Source organism: Candidatus Peribacteria bacterium (assembly GCA_023038255.1).
Lineage (GTDB): Bacteria > Patescibacteriota > Gracilibacteria > Peribacterales > Peribacteraceae > CALREJ01.
Genome location: CP082927.1, coordinates 1,117,139 through 1,132,021, shown reverse-complemented (window position 1 = coordinate 1,132,021; position 14,883 = coordinate 1,117,139). Strand labels below are relative to the sequence as shown.

The 14,883-nt window shown below is 52.9% G+C and carries 12 protein-coding genes; 3 read left to right on the top strand and 9 right to left on the bottom strand.

Annotated features, from left to right (window positions below; translation table 11 throughout):
* The first annotated feature begins 4 nt into the window (after positions 1–4).
* Positions 5–931, top strand: a complete 927-nt coding sequence (locus tag K8942_05590) for an HD domain-containing protein (protein ID UPA22491.1) — start codon at positions 5–7, stop codon at positions 929–931.
* On the opposite strand, the gene K8942_05585 is transcribed toward K8942_05590, so the two are convergent.
* Genes K8942_05585 through K8942_05575 form a run of 3 tightly spaced genes read right to left on the bottom strand, consistent with a single transcriptional unit; the run spans position 932 to position 3,833 of the window.
* Positions 932–1,642 (bottom strand): glycosyltransferase family 2 protein, encoded by a 711-nt coding sequence (locus K8942_05585; GenBank protein UPA22490.1) that lies wholly within the window; start codon positions 1,640–1,642, stop codon positions 932–934. It abuts the gene before it with no gap.
* Positions 1,639–2,751 (bottom strand): NAD-dependent epimerase/dehydratase family protein, encoded by a 1,113-nt coding sequence (locus tag K8942_05580; GenBank protein ID UPA22489.1) that lies wholly within the window; start codon positions 2,749–2,751, stop codon positions 1,639–1,641. Before K8942_05580 ends, K8942_05585 begins: the two co-directional genes overlap by 4 nt.
* On the bottom strand, positions 2,748–3,833 hold the full coding sequence (locus K8942_05575; protein ID UPA22488.1) for an NAD-dependent epimerase/dehydratase family protein: 1,086 nt from the start codon (positions 3,831–3,833) through the stop codon (positions 2,748–2,750). The genes K8942_05580 and K8942_05575 overlap by 4 nt, the downstream gene beginning before the upstream one ends.
* Before the next feature lie 148 nt (positions 3,834–3,981).
* Here K8942_05575 and rfaD point away from each other — a divergent pair, with 148 nt between their 5' ends.
* Complete coding sequence (rfaD, locus tag K8942_05570; GenBank protein ID UPA22487.1) at positions 3,982–4,905, top strand: ADP-glyceromanno-heptose 6-epimerase; 924 nt, start codon at positions 3,982–3,984, stop codon at positions 4,903–4,905.
* On the opposite strand, the gene K8942_05565 is transcribed toward rfaD, so the two are convergent.
* The 6 genes from K8942_05565 to K8942_05540 are packed head-to-tail and all read right to left on the bottom strand — an operon-like array spanning position 4,888 to position 12,982.
* Entirely contained in the window at positions 4,888–5,997 is a 1,110-nt protein-coding gene (locus K8942_05565) for a glycosyltransferase family 9 protein (GenBank protein UPA22486.1), read from the bottom strand. The genes rfaD and K8942_05565 overlap by 18 nt on opposite strands.
* Positions 5,994–6,986 (bottom strand): HAD-IIIA family hydrolase, encoded by a 993-nt coding sequence (locus tag K8942_05560; protein UPA22485.1) that lies wholly within the window; start codon positions 6,984–6,986, stop codon positions 5,994–5,996. Before K8942_05560 ends, K8942_05565 begins: the two co-directional genes overlap by 4 nt.
* Positions 6,987–6,988: 2 nt before the next feature.
* Positions 6,989–8,335, bottom strand: a complete 1,347-nt coding sequence (gene rfaE1 / locus K8942_05555) for a D-glycero-beta-D-manno-heptose-7-phosphate kinase (GenBank protein ID UPA22484.1) — start codon at positions 8,333–8,335, stop codon at positions 6,989–6,991.
* Positions 8,336–8,379: 44 nt separating this feature from the next.
* Complete coding sequence (locus K8942_05550) at positions 8,380–9,546, bottom strand: glycosyltransferase family 4 protein (protein UPA22483.1); 1,167 nt, start codon at positions 9,544–9,546, stop codon at positions 8,380–8,382.
* Entirely contained in the window at positions 9,543–11,372 is a 1,830-nt protein-coding gene (asnB, locus tag K8942_05545) for an asparagine synthase (glutamine-hydrolyzing) (protein UPA22482.1), read from the bottom strand. Before asnB ends, K8942_05550 begins: the two co-directional genes overlap by 4 nt.
* A gap of 11 nt (positions 11,373–11,383) precedes the next feature.
* On the bottom strand, positions 11,384–12,982 hold the full coding sequence (locus K8942_05540; GenBank protein UPA22481.1) for a phospholipid carrier-dependent glycosyltransferase: 1,599 nt from the start codon (positions 12,980–12,982) through the stop codon (positions 11,384–11,386).
* Between K8942_05540 and K8942_05535 the strand changes: the two genes are divergently transcribed.
* Positions 12,981–14,879, top strand: a complete 1,899-nt coding sequence (locus tag K8942_05535; protein UPA22480.1) for an ABC transporter ATP-binding protein/permease — start codon at positions 12,981–12,983, stop codon at positions 14,877–14,879. The two genes, K8942_05540 and K8942_05535, sit on opposite strands and share 2 nt — an antisense overlap.
* The last annotated feature ends 4 nt before the right edge of the window (positions 14,880–14,883 follow it).

Genomic DNA, 14,883 nt, shown 5'->3' with positions numbered 1-14,883 from the left:
AAATATGCTTTCTCATCCTGATTCAGAACCGACTGATTCATTGCCAACAAAGACACAGTTTTTTAGCGATTTAGCTCAGAGTGTTCCCTTGACTGCATGGAGAATGCATAAGGAAAGTGGTCATTTCGATACGCCAAGAATGCATCATTATCGTGCTGAACTCGAACAGCGTTATGAAGCGGACAAACCTGCAAACCCGGGACGACAGGGCGTGCTTGAACATGTACTCGTTGTTGCTGCACGTGTGCATGAATTGGGAGTTATTGTTGATCTGTCTGCTGATATGAAAAAGAAACTGCAGACGGCGGCTATTTTACATGATGCCGGAAAGTATGAGGAAAGACTGCTGATGCAGCACGCTAAGAGGGAATCAACATCAGAATGGGATGCCTATGATCAGGCTGGAGCGCGCACTTGGACGAATATTAATAATGAAGGATTTGATTCCGACATCGTTCATATTTCTATGGCTGCCGGACACACAAGTATCCCCGAGGCCCGATATATTCTTAGCAAAGAAAATCTGTCAGAAGCGGATATTGCGTGGCTGGTTCTGCATTACGTTGATGATATTACGCGCGGTTCTGCTCCTATTGATCCCGCATTTATCAATGCCGAAACAGGATACCTTGAGAACGATCTGGATAAACGCATGAATATGAATCGTACAAATTCTGCATATCAGAATCTGAACAATGAAGGAGTAAGCCGTGATGGTTTTAATATGCCAACTTTTGATGCACAACAGGAAGTCGGTCATGCAGTTGAGCGGCGTCTTTTTAATATGATCGGCATTGAACGCCTACGCGCAATTGTCGCTACAATCCTTCATTCAGATGAATCACTAGAGGAAATGATGCAGCCAGTACGCCTGCCTGAAATCATCGATCGTCTCGTGCATTCACGATTCAATGGGGTGGATCAGCGCTGATTATTCCTGCACCTTCTTCTTGATTGCCCGGTTATACCAGTACCAGTATCCCGGGAACCGCTTCAGGATTTTCCATTCCTGACCGATCGGCATAGGCCGGCCTTTCCAGCTGGTCGGGATTTCGGTGATTTTGCCGCCTGCTTTGTAGGCGCGGAAGAGGAGGGCCATGGAGTACTCGGTGCCGGCATCGGGGATATCAAACGGGAGGCTCTGGAGGAATGGACGACGGTACATTTTGTAGGAGTTTGCGCAGTCCCAGGTGGGGACGCCGGTGAGGATTTTCAGGCTGTAGCAGACGACGCGGGAGAGGATGTTCTGGAGAATGGGCCCGCCTTCTTTGTGTCCGCCTTTGATGTATCTCGATCCGCACACGACATCGGCAGATCGTTCTGTCATCGCAGCTGCCATTCGATCAATCGTTGTTGGGTCATCACAGTTATCGGCCATCACCGGTACAACCAGATCACCTGTTGCAGCTTTGAGGCCGGTAATCACGGAATTACTGAAACTGCCTTTCCGCTCGGTATTCTTCACCATTTTTATCTGCGGATAGGCCTGCATCAGTTCTGTCACGATCTCCTCAGTCTTATCCGAACAATGGTCCGCAACCACGATCACCTCATGCGGATTTTTCACATTCGTCACAACGCCCAGCACGGTGGTGCGGATGTTGCGCTCTTCGTTGTGGGCGGGAATGACGACGGAAATCATGACTGGAGGTTGAGGTTTTTCAGGACAGCTTCTGCTTCTGCAAATTTGTCTACAGCCTCCTGCTTTTCGCCCCACGACACAAGTTCTTCCATGCCTTTTTCAAAGCTGACGGTCGGCTGCCAACCAAGGATCGACTCTGCTTTCGTGGTATCTGCAAAACAGTGACGCACATCGTTCTTCCGGAATTCTGCGGTGATCTTTGCCGGGACATCGATGCCGGTCAGCTTTGAGAGCGTTGCGGCAATGTCTGCAATGGACGTCCGGTGGCCGCTGCCAATATTGAATACCTGTCCGTTTGCGGCATCGGTATCGAGTGCGAGCAGAAAGGCACGGGCGACATCGTGGACCGAAATGAAATCACGGGACTGTTTGCCGTCTTCGTAGATGACAGGGGATTGATTGTTTTTAAGTCTGGAGAGGAAAATGGCGGTCACACCGGTATACGGGTTGCTCAGGCTCTGGCGCGGTCCATAGACGTTAAACAGGCGGAAGGCGGTCGCCTTGATGCCGTAGAGCGGCGCGATATTCATGACCATATCTTCCTGCATGTTTTTCGTGAGTGCGTAGATGGTGCCGGATTCACGCAGGGCATCTTCTTTGATAGGTACACCTTCTGCAGATGCTCCGCAGACCGGACAGTGCGGTTCCCAATCATGCTGTTCCATCTGCTCCACCGGACGCAGGCCCGGGCGGACATCGCCGTGCGTCTCACATCGGTACAAGCCTTCGCCATAGGACGTCATGCTTGTTGGAATCAGAATCTGTTTCACCGTGCAGTCTTTCTCAATCAGGAGCTGGAGCAGGTTTGCGGTGCCGCCTACGTTAATATCGGTATAGCGCTTGATCTCGTACTGGGACTGACCAACACCGACTGCAGACGCGCAGTGGATCACCGTATCCATGCCGCTGAGCGCTTTCCGGAACTCATCAATATTGCGGACATCACCGTGGATGAATTCCGCTTTCTCATTCAGATACTCCGGCTTTCCGTCCGGATGGACCTGTGTTTCCAGCGAATCAAAAATCCGCACCGTGTCGCCACGTTCAATCAACGCATCGGTTATAAAAGAGCCGATGAATCCGGCTCCGCCGGTTACGAGGATCTTCATAGTGCGGACAGTGTAGCAACTTTTGCCTCTACATTGTTGCGCTCAGGGATGCTTGCGACCATCTGCTCCAGGATCGTATCAATGTCGTATTGCTGCTTCCAGGCGGGATAGTGGCTCTGAAACTTGCTCATGTCGGAAATGTACCAGATATGGTCACCAATGCGGTTTTCGTCGGTGTAGGTGACATCTGCTTTGTTACCCGTGAGCGCTTCCACTTTCCGGATTGCCTCGACCATGGAGATATTGCTGAAGCGTGTGCCGCCAATGTTATAGGCTTCGCCGCAGCGGGGATTGTCTGCAAATGCATCAAAGGCGCTGATGACATCACTGGAGTGGATGTTGTCGCGGACCTGCTTCCCCTTGTATCCCATAATCGTATACGGCTGGCCTTTTGCAATCGAGAGGACGAGGTACGCGAGGAAGCCGTGAAGTTTTGCACCGGAGTGGGAGGGGCCTGTCAGGCAGCCTCCACGAAAGACGCCGGTCTTCATGCCGAAGTACTTGCCGTATTCCTGCACCATCACATCGGCTGCCACTTTCGAGGCGCCAAAGACGCTGTGCGTGGAATGGTCGATGCTCATCGATTCATCGATTCCTTTGTAGAACGGATGATCCATGGGGAGTTCGTAGCGTGTCTCAAGCTCCAAAAGCGGGAGGGCATTCGGTGTGTCGCCGTAGACTTTGTTGGTTGAGGTGAAAATGAAGACCGCTTCCGGGGAATGGAGACGCGTGAGTTCAAGCAAATTCAGTGTTCCCTGCGCATTCACGCCAAAGTCCGTGAGTGGTTCTTTGGCAGCCCAGTCGTGGGACGGTTGTGCGGCGGTGTGGATAATGCGGTCGAATCTCTCTGCCTTAAAGAGTGTCTCTAGTCCTGCCAGATCGCGGATGTCCAGCGTGTGGTGTGTGTAGTTTGGGAACGTCTGTTCCAGCTGCTTTCTGTTCCAGTCGGTTGATGCGCCCTCTCCGAAAAAATACTTTCGCATGTCGTTATCAATTCCGTGCACATCGTGGCTACCGGTACAGTAATGTTTGACTGCTTCCGAACCTATTAAACCTGCCGAACCCGTAACGAGGATCTTCATAAAGGCATGGTAGCAGGGGGCAGGCGGTTTCTCGACAGATTTTTTCCCGCCGGTATGCTGATTCCATGGATATTCTCGTAACCCGACTTCGCTTGCGAGCTACGCCGGGCAAGCCGGCAGTATTTGGCCTGTATTTACCCCATATTATATGAGAATCCTTGTAACAGGAGGTGCCGGCTTTGTTGGCTCGCAATTGGCAGTTTCTCTTGAGCAAAACGGGCATAACGTCACTATTGTCGACTGGCATATGCCGGATAGACATGCTGTGCTCCATGATTTCCGCGGAAAAACCGTGTCTGCGGATGTGAGTGAGGAGTCCTTTTGGACAGGTTTAACGGAGCGTTTTGATGCAGTTTTTCATGAAGCAGCCTGCACCGATACTACTGTGACCGATGAAGCATTCATGATGCGCCACAACCGCGATGCGTTTCAGTATGTGCTCGACTGGGCGATTGAACACGGGACGAATGTGATCTATGCGTCTTCTGCGGGAACGTACGGCAATAGTGCTGCGCCGCAGACGGTGGGTGTTGGCGAAGAGCCGGTGAATATCTATGGTCACTCCAAGCTTGCGATGGACCGGATAGTTCGCGGACTGCTTCCGGAGCCCCCTATCAAGATCATCGGTCTTCGGTATTTCAATGTCTACGGTCCCGGCGAAAGCCGCAAGAAGCATATGGCCAGTATGATCTATCAACTCGCACAGCAAATGAGAGAGGGGAAGAACCCCCGGATCTTTTTTGATGGAACCCAGAAGCGGGATCAGGTGTATGTAAAAGATGTAGTGCAGGCGAACCTGTGTGCGCTTGCGGTCGGTCACGAAGCCAGCGGCATCTATAACGTCGGTACTGGCACCGCAGTGACGTTCAATGCGATCATCGATGCGCTCAATGCAACGCTTGGGCTCAGTCTGCCACCGGATTATATTGAGAACCCCTACGTGGGCTCGTACCAGAATTTCACGCAGGCGGACATTGTCCCCACGCAGGAAAAGCTCGGATATGATCCTGCATTTACGCTTTTATCCGGTGTACAGGATTACTTCGAAAGCGGCTTATTGCTTCCCGAGTAACCGACTCAGTGCATCCCAGACACTGTCGACGGTTGTCTCTCTGCTTGCACGCAGTTGCTCGTCTGTTCCGGTGCGCGGCGTCTTTGCGATGAAGACCCAGGGCACTGTGCCTGCGGGTGGGGGAACGTGGATGACGCGGCTTGAGGGTGGAGGCATCTGTTCGACCGGATCGACAGGTCCGACCATGGCGGCAATAGGCGCCTGCATTGCTTCTGCTATATAGAGCGGCCCCGTATCGACCGAGACAAACGCAGCAGCGTTGCCGTAGACCACCGCGGCCTGGTGCAGGTTCAGTGTTGATGCATCGACAGCTACAACCTCGGGTGAGAGGTGCGTGCGGATCTCCTGAATGACGGATTGGTCCAGTGTGGAAAGGACAACCGGCATTGCATAATCTGCATGAATCCGGCCAGCCAGCTCCGCCCATTTTTCGACCGGCCATTCCTTGATGCCGTTTCCTGCAGTCGGGTTCAGGACAACGAAATGTTTGGGTTTCACTGTAGACTGTTCCATCCACTGCGTGGCAGTCGCGACGTCATCGGTGCCCGGGAAAATGTCGAGCTTGTAGGGAATAGGTTCCAGATGGAGTGCCTGCAGAATCTTCATCTGATGTGTGAAGGTCGATTGATGGAATCCGTAGTGCAGGGTGTGTGTGCTGAACAGGCTGAGGACTCTGACGAGTATGCCGTGGACGCTAGAGATGGTATTGCTGCGCACGGGCGCCCCTGACCAGATGCCGATGATGGATGCGAATGCATCGGGCATGACGCTTATCACCCAGTCGAACCGCTCTCTGCGGAAACGTCTCAGGAGTGCGCGGCGGTCGGTTTTTTCATCGTACGTGTGGACCGTATGAATGAAAGGATTGTTGCGGAGGACGGCTGCACACGATGTCCGGCAGAGGACATAAATGTCCGCTTGCGGCTGCCGTTCTTTCAGTGCACGGATGATGGGGGTAGTTGCCACAAGATCGCCGATTTTTCCGAAACGGATTACCAGAATCTTGTGTGGTTTTTCTGCCTTTTTTCTAGTGGTTAGCAGTAAAAAAGGAGAGCAGATAAACGTGGCCAGTGCCCAGAGAATCGTCTTCATGCGCGGGGGGTACGGGCAAGTTTTTCGGTGGTTGATCCGAGCTCTTTTTTGACCGGAATCAGTACCAGTTCCGCACCGATCTCTTTCACCACAGGAGCTTCGATGCAGTTTGCGCCGTATGTTTCTGCATTCGCATGCACGTCGGGGCGGATGACTTTCAGCCACTCGCGCGGATCGTCGTCATCAAAGACAAAAACAGCATCGGCATGGAAGGCGACATGGAGGGCGCGGGTGTGTTCGTCATCAATCGGGCGGTCGGGGCCTTTGTAGCGTTTGACTGATGCGTTGCTGTTTACACCGACTATCAGCAGATCGCCATGTTTCCGTGCTTCGCTCAGTAGGAACAGATGACCGGGGTGGAACAGGTCGAAACTGCCGTTTGTGGTGACCACTTTCTTTCCTTCTTTCTGAGCCGTTCGTACAAAATCCGCTGCTGCATCTATGCTCAGAACACGCTCACCAGCTTCCTCAAACAGCATGTCCGCCAGTTCATCCATATCTGTAACTGTGTCATCGGATGGAATGGTGACCGGGTATTCGGAAGAAGACAGTCGCACCGTCCGGGCATTGATTGCTTTCCCGAATCCGATATCGGCATCTTTGTCTCCCACCATCAGGACGCCTGCTGAGTGTATATCCGGATATGCTCGCTGCAGCTGATGCCAGAGTCCTGCTTTGGGCTTGCGGCAGTCGCAGCCTGCATCTGTATTGTGGGGGCAATAGAACGTGTGTTCAATGATGATATCGTCGGTTGCCAATCTCTCTGTCAGCTCTTTCTGGAAGGACAGAAATTGCGCCTCTGGCACATCGCCCCTGCCGATGCAGGATTGATTGGTGATGATGAAAAGCCGCAGGCCTGCTTTCGCCAGACGCTTCAGCCCCGTTACCACGTGCGGCAAAAAAGCCAGATGATGGACATCATTGGTATTGCCCTGGTCTTCAATGAGCGTGCCATCCCGATCCAGAAGCAGCGCGTGCAGAGGCGACATGATTACAGGGTGGAAGCGAGCTCTTCGGCGGTGGCGGTTGCAGTACCGGCCTTCCGGACCACGATGCTTGCGGCACGATTTGCCAGATCTGCAGCGTCGGTCAGGCTTGTGTCGGATGCCAGTGCGAGAGCGAGTGTTGCGGCAACCGTATCGCCGGCTCCGGAGACGTCGGCCACTTCCTGTGTGAGAGCCGGAAAGACCTGTGCCTTCTTTCCTTTTTCCATCAACAGCATGCCGTGCTCTCCGAGTGTGACAAGGACGCTTCCTCCTAGTTCTTTGGAGAGTGCAGCACACATTTTTTCGGGTGTGAGATCGTCTTTCCCGGTCAGTACAGCGGCCTCTTTTTTGTTCGGTGTAATTAGCGTGGCACCTTTCAGGCACTGCATGTAGGACGTGTCACGTGGCTTGGGGTCTACAATAACCGGAACCTTTGCCTTGGCTGCCATCGCGATACATTTCTTGATGAGGGAGGGGGAGAGGAGTCCCTTTGCATAATCCGAGAGCAGCAGGACATCGCAGGTTTTTAGCCCCTTGGCGATTTCCTGCAGCACTGATTTTTCCAGTGCGGTGCTGAGTGTATGCGTGCTTTCATAATCGAGTCGCAGGAGCTGGTGGCTGCCTCCCAGAATACGTTCTTTGCGGATGGTGTGGCGGGAGCTGTCTTTCAGAAGTATGGCATTCACGCCTTCTTTTTTGAGGATGGATTGCAGTGTCTTTCCGTACGCATCATCGCCAATGACGCCAATGACCGTCGCCTTTCCTCCGAGTGCCGCCACGTTGCGTGCGGCATTGGCTGCCCCTCCGGGCACCTGATATTCGGACCTGAACTGGACAACAGGGATTGGGGCTTCAGGAGACACGCGATCTACTGCGCCGATAATATAGGAATCAAGCATGACATCTCCTACGACCAGGACCGATGCTTTTGGGAAACTGTTTAGCACTTTTTTCTCACGCTCAAAACGGTCTTCATCTACATGGCCGGATTCCTTGATCCGGTAACTGTCCTCCTCTTTGTGCGTAGTGGAAAACTCCATAATCTCACTCGCTTCTAGTCCCGTAAAACGGTGTGGTGTATTACGCTTCACATGGACAAAATCTCCCGGCAGAAGGGTGAAGGTTTCCTTTGCAAGCTCCAGAAGCACCTTGCCCTTGAGGACGTAAAACACCTCATCCTTTTCTTTGTGCTGATGAATACTGCAGCGCATGTTTTTTTTCAGGACAAGCTTCTTACCGCAGTATTCTTTATTCACAATCCAGTGTTCTTCGCCCCAGACTTTCGGGACTTTGTAGACCTCACTGGCGCGGAAGTAGGGCTTTTTTGAGTCGTCGTTAATAGGAGCATCCATGGCGGAAGTATACGGAAGGTTCAGAGGAAGGTTAAGGGTAAGGATCAGGAGTCCTTCTGATGTTTTGTGTAGATCCCCTCCAGTGTTTCAATCATCTTTTCCATCGAGAAATGGCTTTTCATATGATTCCGTCCGGCTTTCCCCATGGCTGCGGTTTCATCGGGATGGTCCATGCACCACTGCATTGTTGCGCGGAAAGTGTCTGTATTTTCTGGATTCAGAATCCAGCCCGACAGTCCTTCTACTACCGATTCGCGGGCTCCGCCCATCGTCGTTCCTATGACCGGACGTTCGCACGCCATGGATTCCAGGCAGATGGTCGGGAAGCAGTCCAGACAAAGTGATGGGACCAGTGAGACATCGCAGGCGGTGTAGAGCGTCCGCATTTCCTCGGCGGACTGATTGTTGAAGCGGTGGAGCCGGTCTCCCAGATGATCAAAAATCGGTTCACTCAGAATGCCTGCAGCAATCAGATGTGCATCTTCCGGAAGTGCTGCATTGACCGGCACAATGCCTTTATCAATCCCGAGTCTGCCTGCGAGCAGGAATAGTGTTTTGTCTTGTGGTAATCCGAGGGTGGCGCGTGCTTTTTCTTTTGTCTGCTTCTCTTCCCAGAATGACAGATCAACCCCGTTATGCACCGTCCGCAGATTGCGGTATCCGAACTGTTCCATCCAGGTGCGCAGTGCATCGCTCACCGTCAGGACCGTGCAGTGTGTCATGAGAATGTTGCGGATCATCATCGTGCGGAACGGATTCCAGCTCCAGCGCAGACGCTTTAGATCCTTGAGCCAGATGTGTGTATCGTCCGGCATCACGCGGCCGCAGGCGATATTCATGACATCGTGGCAGGTCACAATCACCGGGATGCCGGCTTTGCGTGCCAGCGGAATCCAGGCGTAACCCGCCTGTCCGGCGAGGAGATGTGCATGGATGACATCGGGTTTGACTGCATGGATGTGACGCATGATTTCCCGTGCGCGCCTTCCGGAAAAGACACTGCGGTAGTGGGCGAAGCGCTGGGGGAGTGGCGGGAATGTCCGGATGGAAATGCCGTCTTTTTCTGCAGGAAACACGCCCGGTTTTGCACAAGTGAGAATGGAGACAGTATGTCCTTTATGCGTGAGTCCTCTGGATATTTCCCACACTATGCGTCCCGATCCGCCAAGAACCGCAGGAGGCAGGCCGTCGGTTATCTGGAGGATGTTCATGATGCAGCAGGGGCATCGTACACGGTTTCAAACCAGTGACTCAGCTGCATCAGTGTCGACAGAGAATGCAGGCCGTACTGTGTGTGAGCTTTGTGCTTCTCAAAGACGTCGCGCACAGCATCGACATCGAAGAGTTCCTGAATGTGCTTGTTGGCGAGCATTTCTTCCACCAAGGGTGCCGTTTCACGGCGGATCCACTTGGCGAGTGGTGGATAGAAGCTGGCTTTATCGAGGGTGAACAGGTGCTCCGGAAGAATGGAGCGGTAGGTGTCTTTCAGAAGAACCTTCGTATGTTTCATTGAGAGGTGCCAGCCGGTTTTCGTGGCGTGCGATGCAGCAATAATGCGCGGGTCCAGGAATGGAACACGGCCTTCGACACCAAACGCCATCGTCGTGGCATCGGCTAACTTCAAAGACTCATCAACGAGCCAGAGGCCGCGGTCGAATTCCATGAAAGCACGGACATCATCCTTTTTCCGGAGAGGCTCAAATCGCTGCTCGAAGAGCTCGGTCGTTGCTTCGGGTTTGAACCAGTCTCCCTTCACAATCGCCGATGTTTCGGGAATGGATCTCGCAAGTAAACGTTCTGCCAGTTCCGGACCCGGACTCATGGCAAGGACATCGCGCGGGTTGCCAAGCGCACCCCCGACGAGTGAGCGGAGGGGTGGCGGAACACTGCGGAATTTTTCGAGAATGTGTGCGATGCGATAGCGCGGATACCCTCCAAACAGCTCGTCACCACCGGCACCGTTCAAAATAACGTCGACATGTTTCTTGGCTTCTTTGGAGAGCAGATATTGAGCAACTGAAACCGAATCCGCATTCGGCAGATCCAGTGCCCGGGCGGTATCTTTATAGTGCTCGCGGAAGAGATCGGCGGTCAGGAGCAGTTCGTGGTGGTCTGTGCCGTAGTGTGCGGCTGTTCTCTTTGCGAGATCGGCATCGGTATTGAACCGTTTTGCCCCTTCAGATTCTGTTGCTTCAAACCGGACGGTAAAGGTGCTGATCGGTTTTTGCGCATGTTCCGCCATGTGGTGCAGGACGATGGAGGAGTCCATGCCGCCGCTTAAGAAAATGCCGACCGGCTTATCCGAAATGAGGTGATCCTTCACGGCATCGCTCATCATCTGCGGGAAGCGTTTTTTAAAATCCTGCTTTGATGTAAACGTCGGCGCATCAACAGCGGGTGTAAACGTTCTGCGCGCTTCTCCTTTGGCGGACCAGGTGAGAATCGTTCCAGGCGGCAGTGATTCAATGCCCTCGCACAGCGTCTGCGGGCCCGGTACATACTGGAGCCTCAGGTACTGCGAGAGTGCGGTGTAGTTGATGGCGGGCTTCTGGGGCAGTGCGCTGATGAGCGTCCGCATCTCCGAGGCAAAATGCAGCTTGCCCTGCGGGTAGCTGACGTAGAGCGGCTTGATACCCGAACTATCACGCGTGATGTACCAGGTACGGGTGGTAATGTCATAGATGCCAAAGGCAAACATGCCAATCAGCCGCTGTACAAAATCCATGCCGTAGCGGTCGTAGAGCTTGAGCAGCACTTCCGTATCGGTTCCGGTTTTGCAGCTCAGGTTTTCCTCAGCAATCAGTCTGCGGAAGTTGAAAATTTCTCCGTTAAAGACAATTACCGCTGTGCGGGCATCGTTCCACATCGGCTGGTCGCCCACTGGCCGGGGATCGAGAATCGCCAGACGAGCATGACCGAGCGTTGCACCTGGTGCTACGACAACGGCATCGCCATCCGGACCGCGGTGTTTCAGGCACTGAACCATCCGCTGCATCCGCACGTCATCTTCGCCGGCAAATCCTGCAATTCCGCACATACCAACCCAGCTTACAGGTCCATCTTCTCCCAGGCGATCCTATAGAGGATGGAATCCAGGCGCGATGCTTCGGGAATCATTTCAAGCTCAAAGTTGTCATAGATGGTGACATAGATCTTATCCTGTCGCTTTCCTTCCCGGAGCAGGAAGAGATAATCCACATTCCGGTCGCGGAAATACTGCTTGAGCTTGGCGCCGGCATCGGGTTCTTTTAGAAGGGCGGGAATGTTCGGGTCGATATTCCCGGCAATATCCTGAATGGGCACGCCCGTAAAGAGTGCAATGCGGCCATGATCGCGGATGCCGAGGACGCTGCCTTCGGGGACGTTGGTCTTTATCCATTCAATCGGTTCCCACAAGTCGGCAATATCTTCTGCTGATGGTCGCGCAAGAATGCTCATGCGGTGACCCCAGGGCATTTTGTTCGACAGATCGTAAAAGGCGTAGAGCGAGAGGATTACTACCGCCAGCGTGCCGATGCCCAGAGGAATCCGCGCTTTTTTGCCGGTAAACAACTGCACAAACATCCAGGCGATAAAAATAAAGAACAGATGCGCTGTGGGATTGATGTAGCGCAGACCGTGGAAGTCCGCGAAATACCACTGATACGCCACAAGCGCACCGCAGAAGCTGACGAGGTAGATGGTGGTGATGATTGCCGCTTCCCGTGTTTCTTTGCGCACGTACCCATACATCAGCGCGACCAGACAGAGGAGCGTGGAGCCTGTTGCAACGGTGAAGAGCTGTTCCAGTTCGAATGTATTCCAGATGACAATCCGCAGGTAGCGGAGCAGCTCAAAGTTTTCGAACGAGAACTGATGCCACGCCAGAGAGATTTCGCGCCGTCCGATCTGGTTTGCCAGAAACGGTGAGCCGGTCACAGAAATCTGCCAGATAGTTATGACAGCCCAGCCGATGAATGCTGTTGCCATAAAGCCGATCAGAAGACGGATTGCTGATTTTCTGTCCGATGCACGGGCAATCTGGATGAGCTGCATGAGGCCGATGGTGCCTGCCACAAAAATACCGTCACCGCGTGTCATGAGTGCAAGGGCGACCGCAACACCGGTAACCAGTCCGCGTTTCATGGGGGTCAAACGCTCCGTCCACACGCCTGCGTAGAGTGCAAAAGCAAGGACAGTGAAGAATGTGAAGCTGGCGGTGTCCATACCGTTCACCGCTTCCAGAAATGCATTGCCGGAAAAAGTCGCCATCAGAAATGCGAGCCATGCTGCTGTCTTGTGACGGGTGATGTGCAGCGTGAAGACATACACAACGATGGTTGCGAGTGATGCGAAGAATCCGGAGAAGATCAGAGAGGCTTTGACCGCCAGTGCCTGATTGAACAGCATGAAGCACAGCGACATCAGATACGTCCACAAAAACGGGGACCCGGTTGTGGGATGGACGAAGTCGTAGGTGAAGCCGTACCCTAGGGCGATATTCTGTGAGACCGCCATTTCAATGAATGCATCATCAATAATCCAGCTGGTCAGTGAGAGCCCTTTGATGGACGACAGCAGGATAAAAACAGCTTTGAAAGCCAGAACGGCTCCGGCAACCATCAAAACGTAACGTGCGTCCCAGAGGGACTGGCGAAAGGTAGTCATGACTGGATTGTACCGATTGACGCTTCGTACGCAAAAAATCGCATTCCTTCCCCTTATCCTGACCGCTGACCTTCTCTATACTTACTCTATGGGTGAATGGTCGAATTTCCGGCAGATGTTCATGATGCTGCGCAATGCGGGCATGAAGCCTGCGTATTTTATTGTGCCGGGACTGCTTTCCGCTGTTGCTGCCGCATTCGAAGGAATCAGCGTTCTGCTTCTTGTACCGATTGTGCAGGGGCTCTTTAACCGTGATTTCAGTTTCATCCGTGCAAATGCGCAGACCACGGAGATTTTGTCCTATTTTCCTGCATCCTGGAGTGCGACGGATCAGGCGGTCCTTCTTTTTATTCTGACGGTGTTTGTGGTTGCGGTCGTATCTAAAAATCTGCTCCGGTATGTGTCCATGCTCAGCATGTGTTTTCTGGCGTATCGCACCGCACATCATCTCCGCAAACAGATTTTCTCCCGCTACCTGACCTTCGGAAAGTTCTTCTTTGACCGCTCCACCATCGGTCACCATAACACCGTGCTCACGACATTTACCGAGCTTGCGATGAATCCGCTGATCGGCTTCGACCGGTATCTGAGCCAGGCGTTTTCCGTTCTCACGTACTTCATCATCATGTGCACGCTGTCGTGGCAGCTCACCGCGTATGCGATTCCTCTCTTTTTGGTGCTGCACTTCACTGTCTCTTTTGTCATCAAAAAGATCCGCGCTATTTCCGCACAGATTGCCGATGCATCCAAAACACTCCAGAAAAAATCCATCGAAATCCTCACCATGATTCCGGTCGTGCTCGCGCATAATGCCCAGTCTCTGGAGCAGGGGAGGTACAAAAAGCTCAGCGATCAGCTGTCCGCCACGTGGTTCAAAAACAGCATTTTCTTCAACATGGTCAATCCCATCAACGAACTCGAAACACTCGTGGCCATGATCGCACTCTTTGGCGTCATCCTCTTTCTGCTCCCAGGGTCCCAGCTGACGCCGTCCACCATGATCGTGTATTTCTATCTGGTCATGAACTCAGCGATCAAGTTTTCCACACTGACCGGTTTCCGCTCACAGATCGCGAGTGCGTCCGGGCCTGTCACGGAGATTCTGAAGATCTTCAATAATGAGGAAAAATTCAGTGTTCCCGGCGGATCGAAAGAATTTGCGGGCCTCAAAAAATCCATCGATTTCAAGCACTTCCATTTCTCGTATCCCGAAAGCCGCGAAGTGCTTACTGATATTTCGTTCTCCATTGAGAAGAGCAAAATGACCGCCATTGTCGGTCCAACGGGTTCGGGCAAAACCACGCTGATGAGTATCCTGATGCGGTACTACGACTGCGGTCCGGATATGCTGTTTGTGGATGGTACCGATATCCGCGCATTCACCCTCGAATCACTCCGCTCCCGTATGGCACTGGTGAGTCAGGATACGCTGCTTTTCAATGATACGATTGGCAATAACATTGCGTACGGATTCAAAGATGTTACCAAAAAACAGATTGAAGACGCAGTGGCGGAAGCATCTCTCTCCGAGTTTGTCGCGAAGCTTCCTCAGGGGCTCGATACCATTGTCGGTGACCGCGGCGTGCAGCTCTCGGGTGGTGAGAAGCAGCGTGTCTCCATTGCACGCGCGCTTTTGAAGGGTGCCGATATTCTCATTCTGGACGAAGCAACCAGTTCTCTCGATAGCCGTACGGAAGCCCTCATTCAGTCTGCCATCGATAAAGTGACCAAGGGCAAAACGTCGATCGTCATCGCACACAGGCTCTCAACCATCAAGAACGCAGACAACATTGTCGTCATTGAACACGGCAAATGTGTGGAACAGGGATCACTTGATGAGCTGCTCGCCAAGAAGGGGGTATTCCATTCGTACTGGGAAGCTCAGAAATTCTCCTGATCGC